This is a genomic window from Psychrobacter sp. 1176_08 (assembly GCF_052850615.1).
Window position 1 is genome coordinate 12,721 of sequence record NZ_VXCU01000012.1, and the last position, 16,252, is coordinate 28,972.

Genomic DNA, 16,252 nt, shown 5'->3' on the forward strand with positions numbered 1-16,252 from the left:
ATAATCGACTTGCGGCGCTAACTTTACTCAGACATATGGCTGCCCAATAAAAACCGTGTTGACAAGATTAACCGACTTATTTCTGTCAAAAACAGTTCATCTAAGGATATCAATATATAACGTAAAATGTGCCATTAATACGACACTTACTTTATCAGGGCAATAAAAAACCGTTACTCATTATAAAAGAAAAATTCCACAAACACGACACGCATTTATGAGTAACGGTGTTAAGGTAAACGTGAAATAATACGGGTACTAAAATGATAAAAGCTAATCATACCCTAAACTAAAATTTATAGTAATAATAGATTTGCCAAACTTTGACTACTTAGTAAAGGAATACGTGATGAATGACCATATAAATAACACTATGGCAAATAGTAAAAAGACCACTGAGACCATAAACAATCAGCCCTCCCATTTAAATGATATCGACGCACTCAGTCAATATATAAAGGATACGGCAGGGGTACGTGAGGGGCGCGCCATACCACCTTTAGAAAATTGGCATCCTCAAAATGTAGCAGACATGGACTTAGTGATAAAATCAAATGGGGAGTGGTGGCATGAAGGTGAAAAAGTGACCAGAGAGTCATTGGTTAGCTTATTTGCTTCTATCTTATGGAAAGAAGACCATGACGGTATTGCTGAGTATTTCTTAAAGACGCCAGTACAAAAACTTCGTATCCAAGTAGAAGATGCACCGTTATTCATCAATGATGTGGGTATTGTCAAAGAAGACGATGAAAGTTGGCTAGAATTTACGACCACGACGGGGGATGTGATACGTTTAGATAATGAGCATCCCATCACATTACAAGCGTATAATCCCACTCTGACTCATAACGCAAATGTCAGAGCTGACAACAAGCAAGATCAAACAAGCGAAGTATCCGTAAGACCTTATATGACCGTTAGGAATGGCTTGACTGCGCTTATTGCTCGTCATACTTTTTATCATTTGACTGAGATTGGTGAGTTAACAGAATGTAATGGCGAAACGATACTTACTTTACAGAGTGGCGCTGAGTCTTATCAGATTTCGATGCCAGCCGATTAAAAGTCATTGATATGAGTTTGGCAAAAGTAACCTTCTCACAGCAATTTACTCATTGCAATCCACTTATTAGCTATTATAATTTTACGAATTAAACACTGTATTTGGTAGTGCTCCTAATTGGATAAACATTATTTAGATACATACTACGAATTGGATAAACAGCATGAAGATGACATGTGTATAAAAATGATACGAAAGCGATAATGGATATTACGGCAAATCATTCTATAAATATCGTGAAAGTACGAACAGATACTTTCACAGGCAGTGCGTCTGTAAAAATGAACGAAGTAGATATAAAGGAAGTGGCCACCCAGACAGGGACAATGCCTAACGCCTGTAACTCTCCCATTGGAGTGTTTGACTCGGGTATTGGAGGCTTATCCGTTTATCTACATTTAGCGCGGCAATTACCTGCCGAGCGTTACGTATACTATGCTGATACGTTGAATGTCCCTTATGGTAATCGCGATAGCGAAGATATTGAAGCGTTGACTCTGACCGCAGTGGAGTGGTTATATCAACAAGGCTGTAAGCTCATTGTTATGGCATGCAACAGTGCCTCAGCTTATGCACTTGAAAAAGCCCGACGCTGTTATCCGCAATTATTGATCGTCGGTTTAGTACCAGCCTTAAAACCTGCCGTATTGGCGAGTAAAAGTGGTCTTGTGGCCGTATTGGCGACTAAAGCCACCTTAAATGGGTCACTGCTCAATGATGTCATTGATAATGTTGCAAAACCCAATCATACAGAAGTTGTAAAGTATTTTGATCCGCAACTGGTGCCGTGGGTAGAAGCAGGGATGCCAGAACAGGATGCGACCGCTGAACGCTTGCGTCAGCAATTACAAGCTTTTGCTAACGATGGCATTGATCAATTGGTGTTAGGCTGTACTCATTACCCATTTTTTAAACCATTTTTGTTGGATGAGATCGCAAGGCAACAGCTGTCTATGCAAGTCGTAGATTCTGGGCAGGCCATTGCTGAGCGAGTTAAGCAGCTGTTGGCTATGAACCAACTGTCTGCATGTGCTAATGATGAAGCAGAAGATAACCATTCAGACATTAACGAAAAAACAAATGTCGACATTAAGTATCCATTAACTTTTTATGCCACAAGATATGATGATAAACTAAGTGTTTTGATACAGCGCCTGCTTGGTGAAGAGACAATATTGCAATACTATGTTAAATAGTTGCTATTATTCATGTTTAAATAGGTGCCTTACTTTTGGTATAGATTTAATCGAAATAAGTTGAGCTCACTTTTACTAGAATATGCTAGCCTGTAAAAAACAAGATATTTGCGCTTTGTCTTACATCATATTCTATTGTGTCACGACCTAAGTCTAGAGGTAATTGTGCCAAACCGCCGCTACCATATCCATGTTATATGCGCTGACAACGATCAATTACTGGCCTTAGACAGACTAGCCATATTTTTTCAGACCCGCGCATTTTTGACTTATGATGTGTCCAGTAAACTGGCAAAAGCATCATTGTATGGGCGACAATGTATCGATTCTTGTGATTATGCATTGATGCTAATCGGGGACAGCTACGGCACAGTACAAAAAACTGGTGTGAGCCAAATGCATTTGAGCTATTTGAATGCCAAAGCCAAAACCAAGCCTTTAATCATACTGATCAAAAACCATCGTCAGGATGCAAGTATCAGTCGTCAGTTGCAAGAGTTTATCAAGTTAGTTGTTAGACAAGATAATCAGCTTTATTATTACGATACAGAAGAAGACATCGACCAACTTATAGTGCAGGCTTACTACAATACATTGAGCCATCACAAAGTGGTAGGGGGCTGGGCAAGAGGCAGTGAAGAACTCATTGAGTTTAGCAAACAGACGGTATCTGAAAGGTTCTCTGATCTTCTGTCTAATAGTAAAGCCATCAAAAAAGATGAGTCTTTTGATAATGATGTCATGACCGACAGTGTTAGCAAACCAATAGCGTTGCAAGAATCTTTCAATATTTATTACAGTGCTCAGGCCTATGAGGGCGGTAATTTGACAGATGTTACTAGAAGCATGATATTAACTTGGCAGGAAGTACTGACCGTGTTGATAAAAATACCGACGACTTTTTCCAGCTATGGACTGCAAAATTTCATTAATCGTTTGATAGCAACCAAAGCTGAACAAGATATCAAACAAGATATGCCAAACGTCCACGCGGTTTCGCGCTGTCAAATTTCTCAAGATGACTTTAATAAACTGCAGCGGCAATTGGTCAGTGCAAATTGGATACAACTCACTACTTATGGCAATCGAGTCTCACAAGAGCTTTGGAAATTGACGTTTTATGCAAAAAGTTTGTTAAATACTGAAGAGTGAGATTATTATCGTCCCGTACTGACTGTTGACGGCATCAATATGCTTTTATAAGAAGGATGTCTAGCATAGTATCAATGTATGTATAGCCAAGACTACGTTTTGTAATACAAAGCATACGCGCTGACGGTTGTGAAATGGCGTGAGACTGACGATAATAAAGTTTATAAGGTAGGAGTTTTATTTTATTACTTGTACTAAAATTATAAATGCATCAAACAATACGGACTAGTTAAGGAGAGTGCACCATGAGTAACTCTAAAAATGATGAATTATTAAAAGAATTGGATGGTTTAGAAAAGTCCATGCATGATGCTGAGAAGTTTCATACTTTAGAAGAGCAAATAGCAGATATGAAGCGTCGCGGTATTGATCCAAGCCAAGTGTATAAAGAGCTAGATAGAAAAGAAGAAGATGCCGATTGGGGCGATACCACTTGGAAAGAAAACGGCAAATGGGAGCCAAAAACGCCAGCCGATTTGGATGAGAAGGCGCGTGAGAATTGGAACGGTGACAATGGCAAACCGAATCCACCACCGATTGTCTAGGCTCTTTTCGGGCTAACTGCCATTCATTACTGATCTTCAGAGCTTTGAATCATTAATGTTATAAACCATATAAAAGGCCACGCTTCTATCAGCGTGGCCTTTTTTGTACCCACTAGATCATTTAATACTACGACCCTTCATCCACACGAACCAACTTCACAGCACCACTAGCATCAGTGACACGGCGATAACGCACATTACCAGAGTTTGCTGGTTGAGCTGATGGCTGTGTTGAGTAAGTATTAGAAGGGGTCGTTTGCTGTTGAATCAGCTGTCCCATACGGTCAGCAGAAGCAGGTTGTAATGGCTGGCTATTTGATGGTTGAGCATATTGATTGGTAGATTGAGCGCCACTAGGTGCAGTATTGCCAACAATGGCACGATAGAACTTTTGACCAGCGCGGCCATCGGCTGGGAATATGCCGCGACTAGACTGGTATTGTTGAATAGCTGTGCGCGTACCGTCTCCGATGATACCATCAACACCGCCAATATCGTAACCTGCATTGATTAATGCCTGCTGAATATCTTTGGCTTGCTGGCGGCTGATACCTGGATCGTCTGTCGGCCATGCAGTCACAAAGTCGGTTTTGCTGCTGTCTTCGCGCGTGATCAAATCTGATAAGTGAGCGATGGCCAATGCGTAGTTTTCTGATGCATTGTACGAGTAAAACGTATCAAAGTTTTTACCGACCAAAAACGCAGGACCCTCCATACCAGCTGGTAACAATAAGCCTGCGCTGCTCAAGTCAGAAGGTAATGGGCTACCATTGGCAAGCGTGATGCCTTGGTTGCGCCAGTGGCTGATAGATTTTTTGTCTTTGCGATTAGAGGCTGCCCAGAATCCACTAGGTAATTTGACTTCATAACCCCAAGGCTCGCCCGTACGATAGCCACGTTTGTCTAAGAAGTTGGCGGTAGAAGCCAAGGCATCAGGCACGTTATTGACCAAATCACGGCGACCATCACCATCAAAATCCACGGCCAATTCTAAAAAAGTGCTCGGCATAAATTGCGTTTGACCAAAGGCACCTGCCCAAGAGCCTGTCATGTCATTCGGTGCAATATCACCGTTTTGTACGATTTTTAGGGCGTTGGCATACTCCCCTTGAAAATAGCTTTGACGACGATCAAAGCAGGATAGCGTCGCTAAAGACTCAAATAAGGGTTTTTTGCCCAAGGTTTGCCCAAAGTTAGATTCGACACCCCATACCCCTAAGACATGCTCAGCTTTTACTCCATAACGCGATTCGATTTGACGGAGTGTATCACGCCATTGACGCTTAGCTCGGATACCATCTTCGACACGCTCTTTATCTACGAGTACGGATAGATAATCCCAAACGTCTTTTTGAAATTCAGGTTGGTAGTTGAGCGATTGAATCACACTAGGATCGGGCTGGGTAGGGCGATAGTTATTAAACGTAGAGCTGTTGACGCCGCTAAATTTGCTAGAGCTTTGCAGTCTATCCAGACATTGTTGAAACTCACTGTTGGATAAGTCTGGTGCTGGTGGCCGCGCAGCTTGTGCTGTGCTGGCAAAACTGAGGCCAACTGCCATACTAAGCAGCGATAAAGTAGAGAAAGGAGTCAAACGCATGAAAATATCCTATAAGCATCGAAATCGTGAATGGAGATAAAAGCGATTAAAGGCAGTATGGACTTAGAGTAACCAATCTCAATAATAAAGAAAAGGTATCGCAGCACTCAGTTACTATAAGCTGACGTTACCGTGATATTGGGAGAGGGTTTCTGATTAAAGTGAGACTTTTCTCAGGCTAATAGTATCCCTCAATTATCTCTTAAGTTGTTATACTGATTGGCAGAAAGTTATGCCAAGACCAAGTCTGAGCATTGCATTGATATATTGCACTCTATAAAAGAGAAAAATAAAAATGAAAGTTAAACGCTTACATCTACAGAACTATGGTCGATTTGAAGACCTAAACATCGACTTTTCACCAACTGCTGAGAAGATGGGTAATGTCACTGTTATCGTGGGTAATAATGGAGCTGGCAAGTCGCAAATTTTGCAGGCGTTAGCGACTGGACTGAGCTGGTTTGTGAATGGTTTACTATATTATACTGAAGAATCAGTTTCTAATACTATGAAAGACAGAGATACCATAGTATTTCCACATGAAGGGGAATATATCGATCAATATAGAATTAAGAAAAATAGAGACAGAGTTAATCTGGAATTGTTATTTTCTGATATGAATAACGAAGTAAAAGGTTTTAACTTGAATGTAACTAGAGAGGATATTTTAAAACCAGCTGTTTACGGTACAAGTGATAATGGGTTTAATTACTTAATTAAAAAATATGTAAAAGTTTTTGGAGGTAGTAGAAAATCAAGCTTGCCTTTAATAGCAAACTATACAATCGACAGAAATGTCGAAATTAATAGTATAGAAGCTAGCTATAGTTTTGTATTAGATCAGCTATCAGCTTATAAGGACTTCTCAAATGCAGGTAGTAATTACGAAGAGTTCTTTGAATGGTTTCGCGATAACGAAGATGTTGAGAACGAGATAAGCAAAGATAAAATTCAGTCTAAAGAGTTAGATAGTATTGAAAATCAGTTGCATAAGTTGAAAATGGAAAAGGAAGTTATCGAGGGAATTATAAATGATGTGGGAACTGAAAAAGAAGTGTTTCTATATCGTAGCTTATCTAAAATAACCGCTGAGATAGACTATAAACAGAGTGAGATAAATCAGTTTTTGATAAGATCTGATATGCTAGCCGCATCAGTTATAAATGGTTTCAAAAGTCAACTAGAACACGTTAGAAAAGCAATTGAGCGTTTTACTAATTTTAAAAATATTCGCATTCGCCGGCTGAATAAACCAAAAATGACAGTAGAAAAAGACGATGAAGAATTAGATGTCAATCAACTATCACAAGGCGAAAAGTCTTTATTAGCATTAGTTGGTGATATTGCGCGTCGCTTAGTCATACTTAATCCTAGCCTTGATAATCCGTTAGATGGCGAAGGCGTGGTCATGATTGATGAAGTCGATTTGCATCTTCATCCAAAATGGCAGCATGACTTGATTGATAAATTCGTCAAAACTTTCCCCAATGTGCAATTCATCTTAACTACTCATTCGCCACATGTTATCAGTGACCGTAATGATATTTTATTATACTCATTAGACGATGGTGAATTGACAGAAATGCCTAATGTCTATGGTGAAGATGCGAATACAGTGCTTACCAAAATATTTGATGTAGATATTCGTGACAGTAAGGTAGAGGAACAATTGAACGTGATTCGCCGCGCTATCAGTAAGCATGATTATGTGACAGCGGAAAATTGTATAACAGAGCTAGCTGAAAAACTGCCATCTGACCATTTAGAACTATTGAAATGTCGCTTGCTTTTGGCTCAATCTAAATTGGCAAATAACCATAAAGATGAGTCCAGTCATGCAGAAGATTGATAAATTAGGTTCAATGCCACTTGAAACAGAAAAGAGTTTTAAGAAGTATAGAACTAAGAATTGGGGTGAAATTCCAGAAGTTATTAAAGCGCCTTTGCGTCAGCAGTTGTATGATGAGCAGCATGGAGTTTGCTGTTATTGCTGTAAAAGTCTTGGCAAAGAAAATACCACTATTGAACATTTACAAAGTCGTAATGACTATCCCCATAAATGTTTTGACTATCACAATTTATTATTAAGCTGTAGAACGCCTAAGCAGTGTGACAATGCTAAAGGTAGTCAAGAATTACCTTTAACGCCGCTTATGGATGAGTGTGACAACGAAATAAAGCTAAACCTTGCAGGGGAGTTAGAAGCTGAAAGTAAACGGGGTGTTCAATCTATTGAAATACTAAATTTGAACAGTCGTCAAGCTCGTCAACATCGCAAAAACCTGTTCACTATGATGGGCGAGGTCTTTGGTTATGACCTTCCTTACAAGCCACCTATAAAAATAGAAAATAAAAATGCTCTTGAAATGCTTTTAATGTATCTACCCGATGAAGGGCAAAGAAGTGAACTTAAATATATTGTCAAAAAATTGACTGAATGAGTGAGTGCTAAGTAGATAGCTGATACATTATTTATAGTTCTGATTTACTCAACAACCAAATATGCTCCGTAACTTCTAATTCAGGTGCAGATCCTATAGAGGCGGGTTCACTTGCTAGCTCACAGAGCTGATAGTGATTGCCATAATATTGCTGCACTTGCTCATGATTGATAGAGAAGGGCGGCCCATCCTTTTTACTTTGATCGTAATTAAGCGTTATTAGTAACTGTGGCGCATTGCCGCTAATTTCGCTTATCTGTTCGCTATAGTTGGAACGCATATCAGCTGGAAGAGCAATCAGTGCCGCTTTATCATAAACTGCGTCAACAATTCCGATATTTTCAGCCGTTAATGCAAAGATATCCGCGACCCATAGCTCTACTTTTTGACCTAGAAGCTTTCCTTGGTAGCATTTAATATCTGGGTTTTTTGCATGTTGATGGATAGTCGGCTCGATGTTTTGTTCCCCAAAGAAGTCTTGTACGGCCGATTCCACCAATTCAACACCGACCACATCATAACCTTGTGTTGCTAGCCAAACCATATCGATTGATTTGCCACACAAAGGCACAAAAATACGGCTACCAGCTGGCAGGTTTAGCTCTGACCAATGTTTTATTAACAACGGATTAACTGCAGATTGATTAAAGCCGATGCGCTTTTCTTGCCAACGATTTTGCCAAAATTCGGGATTCATAATTTACGCCTACCTATAGTTATCTGTTGATATCTTTATAATAACGTCTTATTTGAAAAGGCTGAACCCAATAAAAAGCCAAACACTTATTGTATAAGCGTTTGGCTAGTATTGAGCATGATTTTTTAATCACTCATTCAACTTGTCATATACTGACTAAACTCTTTACGCAGTTTGGCAAGCTTTGGCGGTATTGCAAAGTTGCAATACGCTTGGCCCGGATTTCTGTTAAAGAAGTCTTGATGTTCGTCCTCTGCTTCAAAAAACTCAATTGCAGGATGGACTTCTGTGACGATATTAAGACCCATATCACGCAGTTTATTAATAGTGCGGTCAACTGTTGGTTTTTGATCTTCGTCTGTGTAAAACACGACGCTACGATATTGGCTACCGACATCATTGCCTTGACGATCCATTGTGGTTGGGTCATGTGTCGCGAAGAAGACGTCAAGGATTACTTCTAATGGCACGACAGACTCATCAAATTCGACTTTGATGACTTCGACATGTCCAGTATTGCCACTACAGACATCTTTATAGTTGGCAGAAACCGCATCTCCGCCCATATAGCCAGATACGACAGACTGTACGCCTTTTATAGATAAAAATACCGACTCGGTGCACCAAAAGCAGCCGCCGCCTAATACGATGGTTTGCATAATTTTTTCCTTATTTTTATAAGTATGAGCCAAGTGCCAGTCACTCATTAACTAGTCACTCAGCAATACGCATTTAGCTTAGCAGGGCATCTAGTCGCGATAAGTAACAAACAGTAATGTTATAATGGGCTTTTGCTACGTTCGCCTACTCTTGATTGACGGATTTGGCAAAATACACAACTATATTCTAATGTAAGCTTTATTATCAAAAAATGAGTCGCCCCATGAGTCAACTTGATCCTGCTAAACATGACATCTTATTTACCACGCCACTAGACAAAGCGGCGCGTTTTTCCTTTGATGAGCAAGTGGTGGCTTGTTTTCCCGATATGATTCGTCGTAGCGTGCCCGGCTACGGTCAGGTATTGGCCATGCTGCCCATCTTTGCACGTCGTCATTGCAAGTATCGCCAACAAAGCAACAGTGGTCAACGTGTCAGCCGTGTTTATGATTTAGGCTGCTCGCTTGGTGCCGCAAGTATGACGTTAGCTGGCGAGTTCGACCCGCAAGATTTGCAGATTAAGGCGATTGATATCTCCCCTGCGATGACGACCGAAGCCACAACGTTATTAAGTGACAATTATCCTGATCACGATATAGAAGTCATCACGGCGGATATTCGTGATGTGGAACTTGAGCCGTGCGATATGGTTATCTTAAACCTAACGTTACAGTTTTTGCCAGCCGCTGACAGAGTCGCGGTGTTAGAGAAAATTTATGCGGCGCTGAGCGAAGGCGGGATACTGGTATTAACGGAAAAAACCCATGCCTTTGATGAGCAGTATGATGCGTGGTTGGTTGAGCGTTATTACGACTTTAAACGCGCCAATGGCTATACCGAGATGGAAATCAGCGGCAAACGTAATGCGCTAGAAAATGTGCTGATTACGGATACGCTAGATGAGCATCATGCGCGGCTTGATCACGTTGGTTTTCAGCGTCATTTGACGTGGTTTCAGTTTTTAAACTTTGTCTCTATTGTGGCGTTTAAATAATGCTGGCGAGGCATGAAAATAACGTTTAACTTTTTAAAAAATAACTTTCATATTGTCTTTGATTCACACGGTAACCTGTTTTTATGCTTAACGACACGATCACGCACGCCGAACGCAAACTGTATTTAACCCTATTAGAACTGGCCCAGCAGCAGCCAAGTGCTTATGAATGGCTGACGCGATTACCCACATGGTTAAATGCTATCAAAGACAAGGCCAATTACGCACATGCACCTGCTTATCAAGCGTCAGTGGCGCGTTTACCACAGTTGCCCGTCAATCACGTCGATCTTAATAGTGATACATTGACGATTGACGCGAGTCTTAATCAGTCTCAGCATAAACAAACGACAGCGTTGTTAAAGCAGCTGATGCCGTGGCGCAAAGGCCCTTTTCAGATTGGTAATGATGAATCGTCGATAAAGATTGATACCGAGTGGCACAGTGATTGGAAATGGCGACGAGTTGCGCCGCATTTGGGTAGGCTTGACGGTCGTCGTGTATTAGACGTGGGCGGCGGCTCTGGTTATCACGGTTGGCGCATGGCTGGTGCTGGTGCTGACACGGTCATCATTATTGATCCGTCTTGCTTGTTTTATCATCAGTTCATGGCGATTAGGCATTTTATCGGTAGTGCTGATGCTCATGAGACTGGCCGCTACCGTACCCATTATATTCCTGTACCACTAGAAGCGTTACCAGAGTATAGCCAGTTATTTGATACTGTATTTAGTATGGGTGTGCTCTATCATCGTCAGTCGCCCTTTGAGCATTTACAGCAGCTAAGAGGGCAACTTGTCAAAGGGGGTGAGTTGGTACTTGAGACGTTGGTCATCGAAGGCAATGCCAATACCGTACTGGTGCCGCATGATCGTTATGCTCAGATGAATAACGTGTATTTTTTACCCTCAGTCGCAGCATTAATCGGTTGGTTAGAAAAGGTAGGGTTCTCAGACGTGCGCTGTGTTGATGTGGCCGTCACGTCTGTGGAAGAGCAGCGTCAAACCGAATGGATGACCTATCATTCGTTAGCAGATTTTTTAGATCCCAATGACTCCACAAAGACAGTTGAAGGCTATCCTGCTCCGATGCGCGCAACCTTAATTGCCAAAAAATAGCACGTACTGACCTATCATAAGGAGAATGGATAGTGAAAAAATTAACGATTTTACTCAGCGCTATGATGGGTGTTCTGCCATTAACGATCATATCAGCTCATGCTGCCTATGGGACACCGTCTGAAGGCTGGGGCTTTGTACAGGACGATTGGCAAGTGGTTTGTGATAATACGTTGACTTGTCGCGCAGCAGGTTATGCAGAGGAGAGTCAATTAGATACGCCAGCCTCAGTTTTACTCACCGTACTACCAAAAGTAGCCCTGCCAACAGCACAAGTTCAATTTACATTAGAATCTTCAGAGGATAGCCTTGATTATGCTGAGCTTTGGTTAAACGGCAAAAATTATGGGACTTTACAGCCAGCTGCAAAAGACTCTCCAATATATGATTTATCCGCCAAGCAAACGCAGGCACTGATCAACCATGCTCGTGTCGCAACCAAGATAGAGATCAGAGCGGATGACAAGCAATGGTATATCAGTGACAAAGGGATGTCGGCAGTATTGCTCAAGCTGGATGATGTACAAGGAAGAGTAGGAACACCAATAGCACTGGTCAGTAAAAACAATCGCAATCGACAAACCCCTAAAGCAGCATTGCCAATACCCACCATCAAAAAAGCATTTGCGTATTCAGCAAAGGATAGCAATGCACTAGCCCCATCAAAACTTAAATACTTTCAGCAAAATATAAACAAGTGGGTCGATATTGATTCTGAGCAGCTCACAGGCGCTGGAAATGCGATGGGTGCTTGTGAGCTGGTTAATCCAAAAACCGAAGCGTATCAACAGATGTCAGAGTATGGCACTGATAGACTAGACTGGGAATTTACACCCGTAGACGCCACCCATACGTTAGCCAGCCATCTCTGTTGGTCTGGTCCTTATAACTCAAGCACTGGTTATTGGCTCATTAATAACGAAAAACCTAGCAATCCTATGCTTATCACGACAGCAGGCAATGAGTATGAGGCAGGTGAAATCTGGGCAGCTAATAAAGACCGCGGCATCGGTGATTGCTGGAATCATGCGACATGGATTTGGGATGGTAAAACATTTACTAAAAGTGAAGAGACGAGTACAGGAATGTGTCGCGGCTTTGCTGGTGGCGCGTGGGATTTGCCAACCTACGTAAGCGAGATTACAAACAAAGTGGATGACACTCAATAAAGTCGACTTTAATATAAACTGATACGACGCTATCAAATAAGGCGGTTATAATCTGTCAAGTGAGACAGGCATAAGTAATTACGTTGCTACGCTACGCTGACAGAATAAAATAAAAAAAGACAGGTTATATTAGCCATCTTTTGAAAGCCACTTCCATTATTATCTTAAGTATAAAACCGACAGAACCTGCGCCCAATGCGACAAATATCCAAAAAGTACCGGCACGACCAGCTTCAGATGTTTTGGAGATGTCCCACATAATAAAGAATAAAAAAGCGATGAATATCGGCAATAAAACGTACAAGCCCCAACTGGTAATAGTACTGGCAGCAATAGCAAACATGGCGTAATCCTATAAAAAAGTAGTAACGCGTCTTCTAGGATTTATCTGGTTTAGAAGCGCAGTACAAACCACTATTATAACGCGGAAGCAGATAGGTATAAACGACTGCTCAGTATCGAAAAACAGGAACGCTACAATGGGCTTAGCCAGTTATTTAGTATTTACTTGCAATACGAAGCGATAGATAGAATATAACTGAATTTAATATAGTCAAAAGTACAAACCCTTCTTGTCATTTGATAGGTTATTAAGGCTATTTGTCATAAGCGTAAGATTTTAGTGCTAATTTTGGCGCAAATGATGCAATGAAGCGCAAAGATTGCTATATTTACAGGTTATTTATTTTTATATTTTTTGTCACCTGCAATATCGGTCGCTATTATAATAAGCAGTTATCGATTGCTCGCATTCGCCACATTTTTGCCCTGTTTTTGTTGTTTATTTAACTGAGTTCAAAACCCTATGTCACAAACCCAAATTGATACACTTGCATCCCTATTTAATGATGCCATTCAAACGCTACAAGCCGACGGTACGCTACCTAATGATTGGCAAAATAACAGCCAAATCACGCGTACCAAAGATCTGAGCCATGGTGATTTTGCCAGCAATATTGCGCTGACTGCGGCCAAAGCTGCCAAAGCCAATCCGCGTCAGCTTGCCGAAAAAATCGTCAACGCGCTACCAGAAAACCAAGACATTCGCCAAGTAGAAATCGCAGGTCCTGGTTTTATTAACGTATTTTTAAACTCGGAAGCCAAGTTTTCGGTATTAGATGATATCTTTACTTTACAGGAACGTTTTGGTCTGAGTAATCAGTTTGACGGTCAAAAGGTACAAGTTGAGTTCGTCTCTGCCAATCCAACGTCAAGTCTGCACGTCGGTCACGGTCGCGGTGCTGCGTTTGGTATGAGTGTCTCAAACCTCCTAGAAGCAATCGGCTACGATGTCACGCGCGAGTATTATGTCAATGACGCGGGTCGTCAAATGGATATTTTAGCGACCAGTACCTATTTGCGTTATTTAGAGTTAAATGGTGAGCAAATAACGTTCCCAGTCAATGGCTACCAAGGTGACTATGTCAGTGATATCGCCCAGACACTAAAAAATCAACATGGCGACAGCTACGTCCATGGTTTTGCAGACGTTGCCAAGGATGCGCCAGAAGATGCTCAGTTTGAGATCAGTGCTGATGGCGAAAAAACGGTCGTCTCAGGCGATAAAGAAGCGCATATTGATGGCTTGATTGCGGGTAGCAAAGCCCTGCTTGGCGATAGCTACGAACTGTTTTTAAATGCGGCATTGAGCAGTATCTTGGCCGATATCAAAGATGATTTAAATGACTTTGGTGTGAGTTATGAGTGCTGGTTTAGCGAACGATCTATCGATAGCGAGATTGAGCCAGTACTACAAGTTCTAGATGAAAAAGGTTACCTATACGAAAAAGACGGCAATATCTGGTTTAAATCGACCGATTTTGGCGATGAAAAAGACCGTGTGGTACGCCGTGCCAATGGTCAGTCAACGTATTTTGCCTCTGATATCGCTTATCACAAAAACAAGTTCGATCGCGGTTTTGATAAGGTTATCAACGTTTGGGGCGCTGATCACCATGGTTATGTGCCACGTGTAAAAGCTGCTCTATTGGCTTTGGGGATCGATGCAGAGCGTTTAGACGTAGTACTTGTACAGTTTGTGGCGTTATGGCGTGGTAGTGAAAAAGTGCAAATGTCGTCGCGCTCGGGTCAATTTGTTACCCTACGCGATCTGCGTGCTGAAGTGGGCAACGATGCGGCACGTTTTTATTATGTCGCTCGTAAGCCTGAAGTACATATTGATTTTGATTTGGAGCTTGCCAAATCACAAAGCAAAGACAACCAAGTCTATTATATCCAGTATGCACATGCGCGCGTCTGCCGAGTGTTAGAGAAGCTACAAAGTCATGGTCTTGCGGTAGATGATACGCTTGGTTTGTCACATCAGGACTTGCTGACCGCGCCCAATGAAGACGAGTTGATTAAATTATTGGCAGGATATCCGGCAACGTTATTACGCGCCGCGACAGGCTACGAGCCACACGTTTTGACCAACTATCTAAAAGAGCTTGCTGCCTTATTCCACGGCTGGTACGACACCAATCGTATCTTGCCAGTGAGCGTCACCTCAGGTGAAACGCCAAGTGCTGATGAGCTGGACTTAATGCAGGCACGTTTGCGTTTGTCAAAGGCAGTCAGACAAGTATTGGCCAACGGCCTTGGTTTGTTAGGATTGTCTGCACCGTCTAGTATGTAGTAACTTTCTAACATGTGGTAGCTGTCTGATATATGATAGTTTTCTAGCATGTAGAATGAGTATAGACAGCTGATAGCAATAAATTGATGATAGATAGATTCTGTAGGGGGAACCAGATCCATGCTAGCCAAAAAACCTAAAGGCGCAACAGAAAAGCGCAAATCAAGTAGCGTATCAGGCTTATTATGGATGTTTGTCGGTGCGATTTTGACGTTAATGATCGGGGTATTTATCTACCTTTCACCATTATTCGATTTTAGCCCTGCTAATAGCAGCGCTGAGAATGATCCTGACAGGCAGGTACAGCCACGCGTTGATACAGATACTGATAACAGCGATTATGAGTTCTATGATATCTTACCCAATCAAGAAATGGCCACCATTCCTGATGAAGAGATCACTGATACGGATACTGATCAATCAGATAATATGGGTGCCTTTGAGCCGGATGTTGTTGTGACTCAGCCTGATGATACGGGTAATTTTGGTATCGCTGAAAGTACGACAATTGAGCCAAGTGGTGGTAATAACGCAACAACCAGTAATGGTAGCAACGATATTGTTATCGTTGAAGAAGATGCGACTTATGATGAGGCGCCAGCGACCAATAGCAACAGTAATAATAATACGAGCAATCGGGCAAACAATGCAGGTGCTGGTACGGCAAGTGTGCAGCCAGCTAAGCCTGCTACCTACATTTTGCAAATCAACAGCTTCGGTGATGCAGATGAAGCAGATCGTCGCCGTGCGCAAGTACTGATGGCGGGTGTCGACGCAAGAGTGGTAAAAAACACCACAGGCAATGGCTTACCAATTTATCAGGTCATTTCACGTCCAATGAATAATCGTCAGGCAGTGACCACCGCTCAGCAGCGTCTACAAAACAATGGTATTGATTCTATTATTGTCGAACAGCGCCGTTAGAGTGAAGGATGTTTAGTAGCATTAAAAGTCTGTTTATCAAAAAAAGCGTCGCAATGAC

The 16,252-nt window shown here is 41.7% G+C and carries 15 protein-coding genes; 11 read left to right on the top strand and 4 right to left on the bottom strand.

Annotated features, from left to right (window positions below):
- The first annotated feature begins 349 nt into the window (after positions 1-349).
- The 4 genes from FW759_RS13215 to FW759_RS13230 all read left to right on the top strand — a co-directional run bounded on the left by FW759_RS13215 (position 350) and on the right by FW759_RS13230 (position 3,956).
- The gene (locus FW759_RS13215; RefSeq protein WP_446443226.1) at positions 350-1,063 is read left to right on the top strand and encodes a DUF1285 domain-containing protein; all 714 of its coding nucleotides are present in this window, start codon (positions 350-352) and stop codon (positions 1,061-1,063) included.
- A gap of 326 nt (positions 1,064-1,389) precedes the next feature.
- On the top strand, positions 1,390-2,259 hold the full coding sequence (gene murI, locus FW759_RS13220) for a glutamate racemase (RefSeq protein WP_443531149.1): 870 nt from the start codon (positions 1,390-1,392) through the stop codon (positions 2,257-2,259).
- Between the two features lie 165 nt (positions 2,260-2,424).
- Complete coding sequence (locus tag FW759_RS13225) at positions 2,425-3,411, top strand: DUF4062 domain-containing protein (RefSeq protein WP_443505801.1); 987 nt, start codon at positions 2,425-2,427, stop codon at positions 3,409-3,411.
- Positions 3,412-3,656: 245 nt separating this feature from the next.
- Positions 3,657-3,956, top strand: coding sequence for a hypothetical protein (locus FW759_RS13230; RefSeq protein WP_443531139.1), 300 nt, complete (start codon positions 3,657-3,659; stop codon positions 3,954-3,956).
- A 127-nt stretch (positions 3,957-4,083) separates the two neighbouring features.
- Here the strand turns inward: FW759_RS13230 and FW759_RS13235 are convergent, their stop codons facing one another.
- Positions 4,084-5,556 carry a lytic murein transglycosylase gene (locus FW759_RS13235; RefSeq protein ID WP_443531138.1) on the bottom strand — a complete coding sequence of 491 codons (1,473 nt, stop codon included), beginning with the start codon at positions 5,554-5,556 and terminating at the stop codon, positions 4,084-4,086.
- A gap of 295 nt (positions 5,557-5,851) precedes the next feature.
- Here FW759_RS13235 and FW759_RS13240 point away from each other — a divergent pair, with 295 nt between their 5' ends.
- Together FW759_RS13240 and FW759_RS13245 are read left to right on the top strand one after the other, a co-directional pair.
- Positions 5,852-7,405, top strand: coding sequence for an AAA family ATPase (locus tag FW759_RS13240; protein ID WP_446443227.1), 1,554 nt, complete (start codon positions 5,852-5,854; stop codon positions 7,403-7,405).
- On the top strand, positions 7,392-7,997 hold the full coding sequence (locus tag FW759_RS13245) for a retron system putative HNH endonuclease (RefSeq protein WP_443531135.1): 606 nt from the start codon (positions 7,392-7,394) through the stop codon (positions 7,995-7,997). Before FW759_RS13240 ends, FW759_RS13245 begins: the two co-directional genes overlap by 14 nt.
- A 31-nt stretch (positions 7,998-8,028) precedes the next feature.
- Here FW759_RS13245 and tmpT read toward each other — a convergent pair whose 3' ends face one another.
- Together tmpT and msrA are read right to left on the bottom strand one after the other, a co-directional pair.
- Positions 8,029-8,694 carry a thiopurine S-methyltransferase gene (gene tmpT, locus FW759_RS13250; RefSeq protein ID WP_443531134.1) on the bottom strand — a complete coding sequence of 222 codons (666 nt, stop codon included), beginning with the start codon at positions 8,692-8,694 and terminating at the stop codon, positions 8,029-8,031.
- A 137-nt stretch (positions 8,695-8,831) separates the two neighbouring features.
- A complete protein-coding gene (msrA, locus tag FW759_RS13255; RefSeq protein ID WP_095569706.1) occupies positions 8,832-9,353 on the bottom strand; it encodes a peptide-methionine (S)-S-oxide reductase MsrA in 522 nt (173 codons plus the stop codon).
- 212 nt (positions 9,354-9,565) lie between these two features.
- On the opposite strand from msrA, the gene cmoA reads away from it, so the two are divergent.
- The 3 genes from cmoA to FW759_RS13270 all read left to right on the top strand — a co-directional run bounded on the left by cmoA (position 9,566) and on the right by FW759_RS13270 (position 12,635).
- A complete protein-coding gene (gene cmoA, locus FW759_RS13260) occupies positions 9,566-10,348 on the top strand; it encodes a carboxy-S-adenosyl-L-methionine synthase CmoA (protein ID WP_443531132.1) in 783 nt (260 codons plus the stop codon).
- Between the two features lie 83 nt (positions 10,349-10,431).
- Positions 10,432-11,466, top strand: a complete 1,035-nt coding sequence (gene cmoB, locus FW759_RS13265; protein WP_446443228.1) for a tRNA 5-methoxyuridine(34)/uridine 5-oxyacetic acid(34) synthase CmoB — start codon at positions 10,432-10,434, stop codon at positions 11,464-11,466.
- Between the two features lie 32 nt (positions 11,467-11,498).
- Positions 11,499-12,635 carry a DUF1176 domain-containing protein gene (locus FW759_RS13270; RefSeq protein ID WP_446443229.1) on the top strand — a complete coding sequence of 379 codons (1,137 nt, stop codon included), beginning with the start codon at positions 11,499-11,501 and terminating at the stop codon, positions 12,633-12,635.
- 124 nt (positions 12,636-12,759) lie between these two features.
- Here the strand turns inward: FW759_RS13270 and FW759_RS13275 are convergent, their stop codons facing one another.
- On the bottom strand, positions 12,760-12,978 hold the full coding sequence (locus FW759_RS13275; protein WP_062845557.1) for a DUF2788 domain-containing protein: 219 nt from the start codon (positions 12,976-12,978) through the stop codon (positions 12,760-12,762).
- Between the two features lie 462 nt (positions 12,979-13,440).
- On the opposite strand from FW759_RS13275, the gene argS reads away from it, so the two are divergent.
- Both argS and FW759_RS13285 read left to right on the top strand, forming a co-directional pair.
- Positions 13,441-15,270 (top strand): arginine--tRNA ligase, encoded by a 1,830-nt coding sequence (argS, locus tag FW759_RS13280; RefSeq protein WP_443531129.1) that lies wholly within the window; start codon positions 13,441-13,443, stop codon positions 15,268-15,270.
- A 120-nt stretch (positions 15,271-15,390) separates the two neighbouring features.
- Positions 15,391-16,194, top strand: a complete 804-nt coding sequence (locus FW759_RS13285; RefSeq protein WP_095569711.1) for an SPOR domain-containing protein — start codon at positions 15,391-15,393, stop codon at positions 16,192-16,194.
- Positions 16,195-16,252 lie beyond the last annotated feature (58 nt).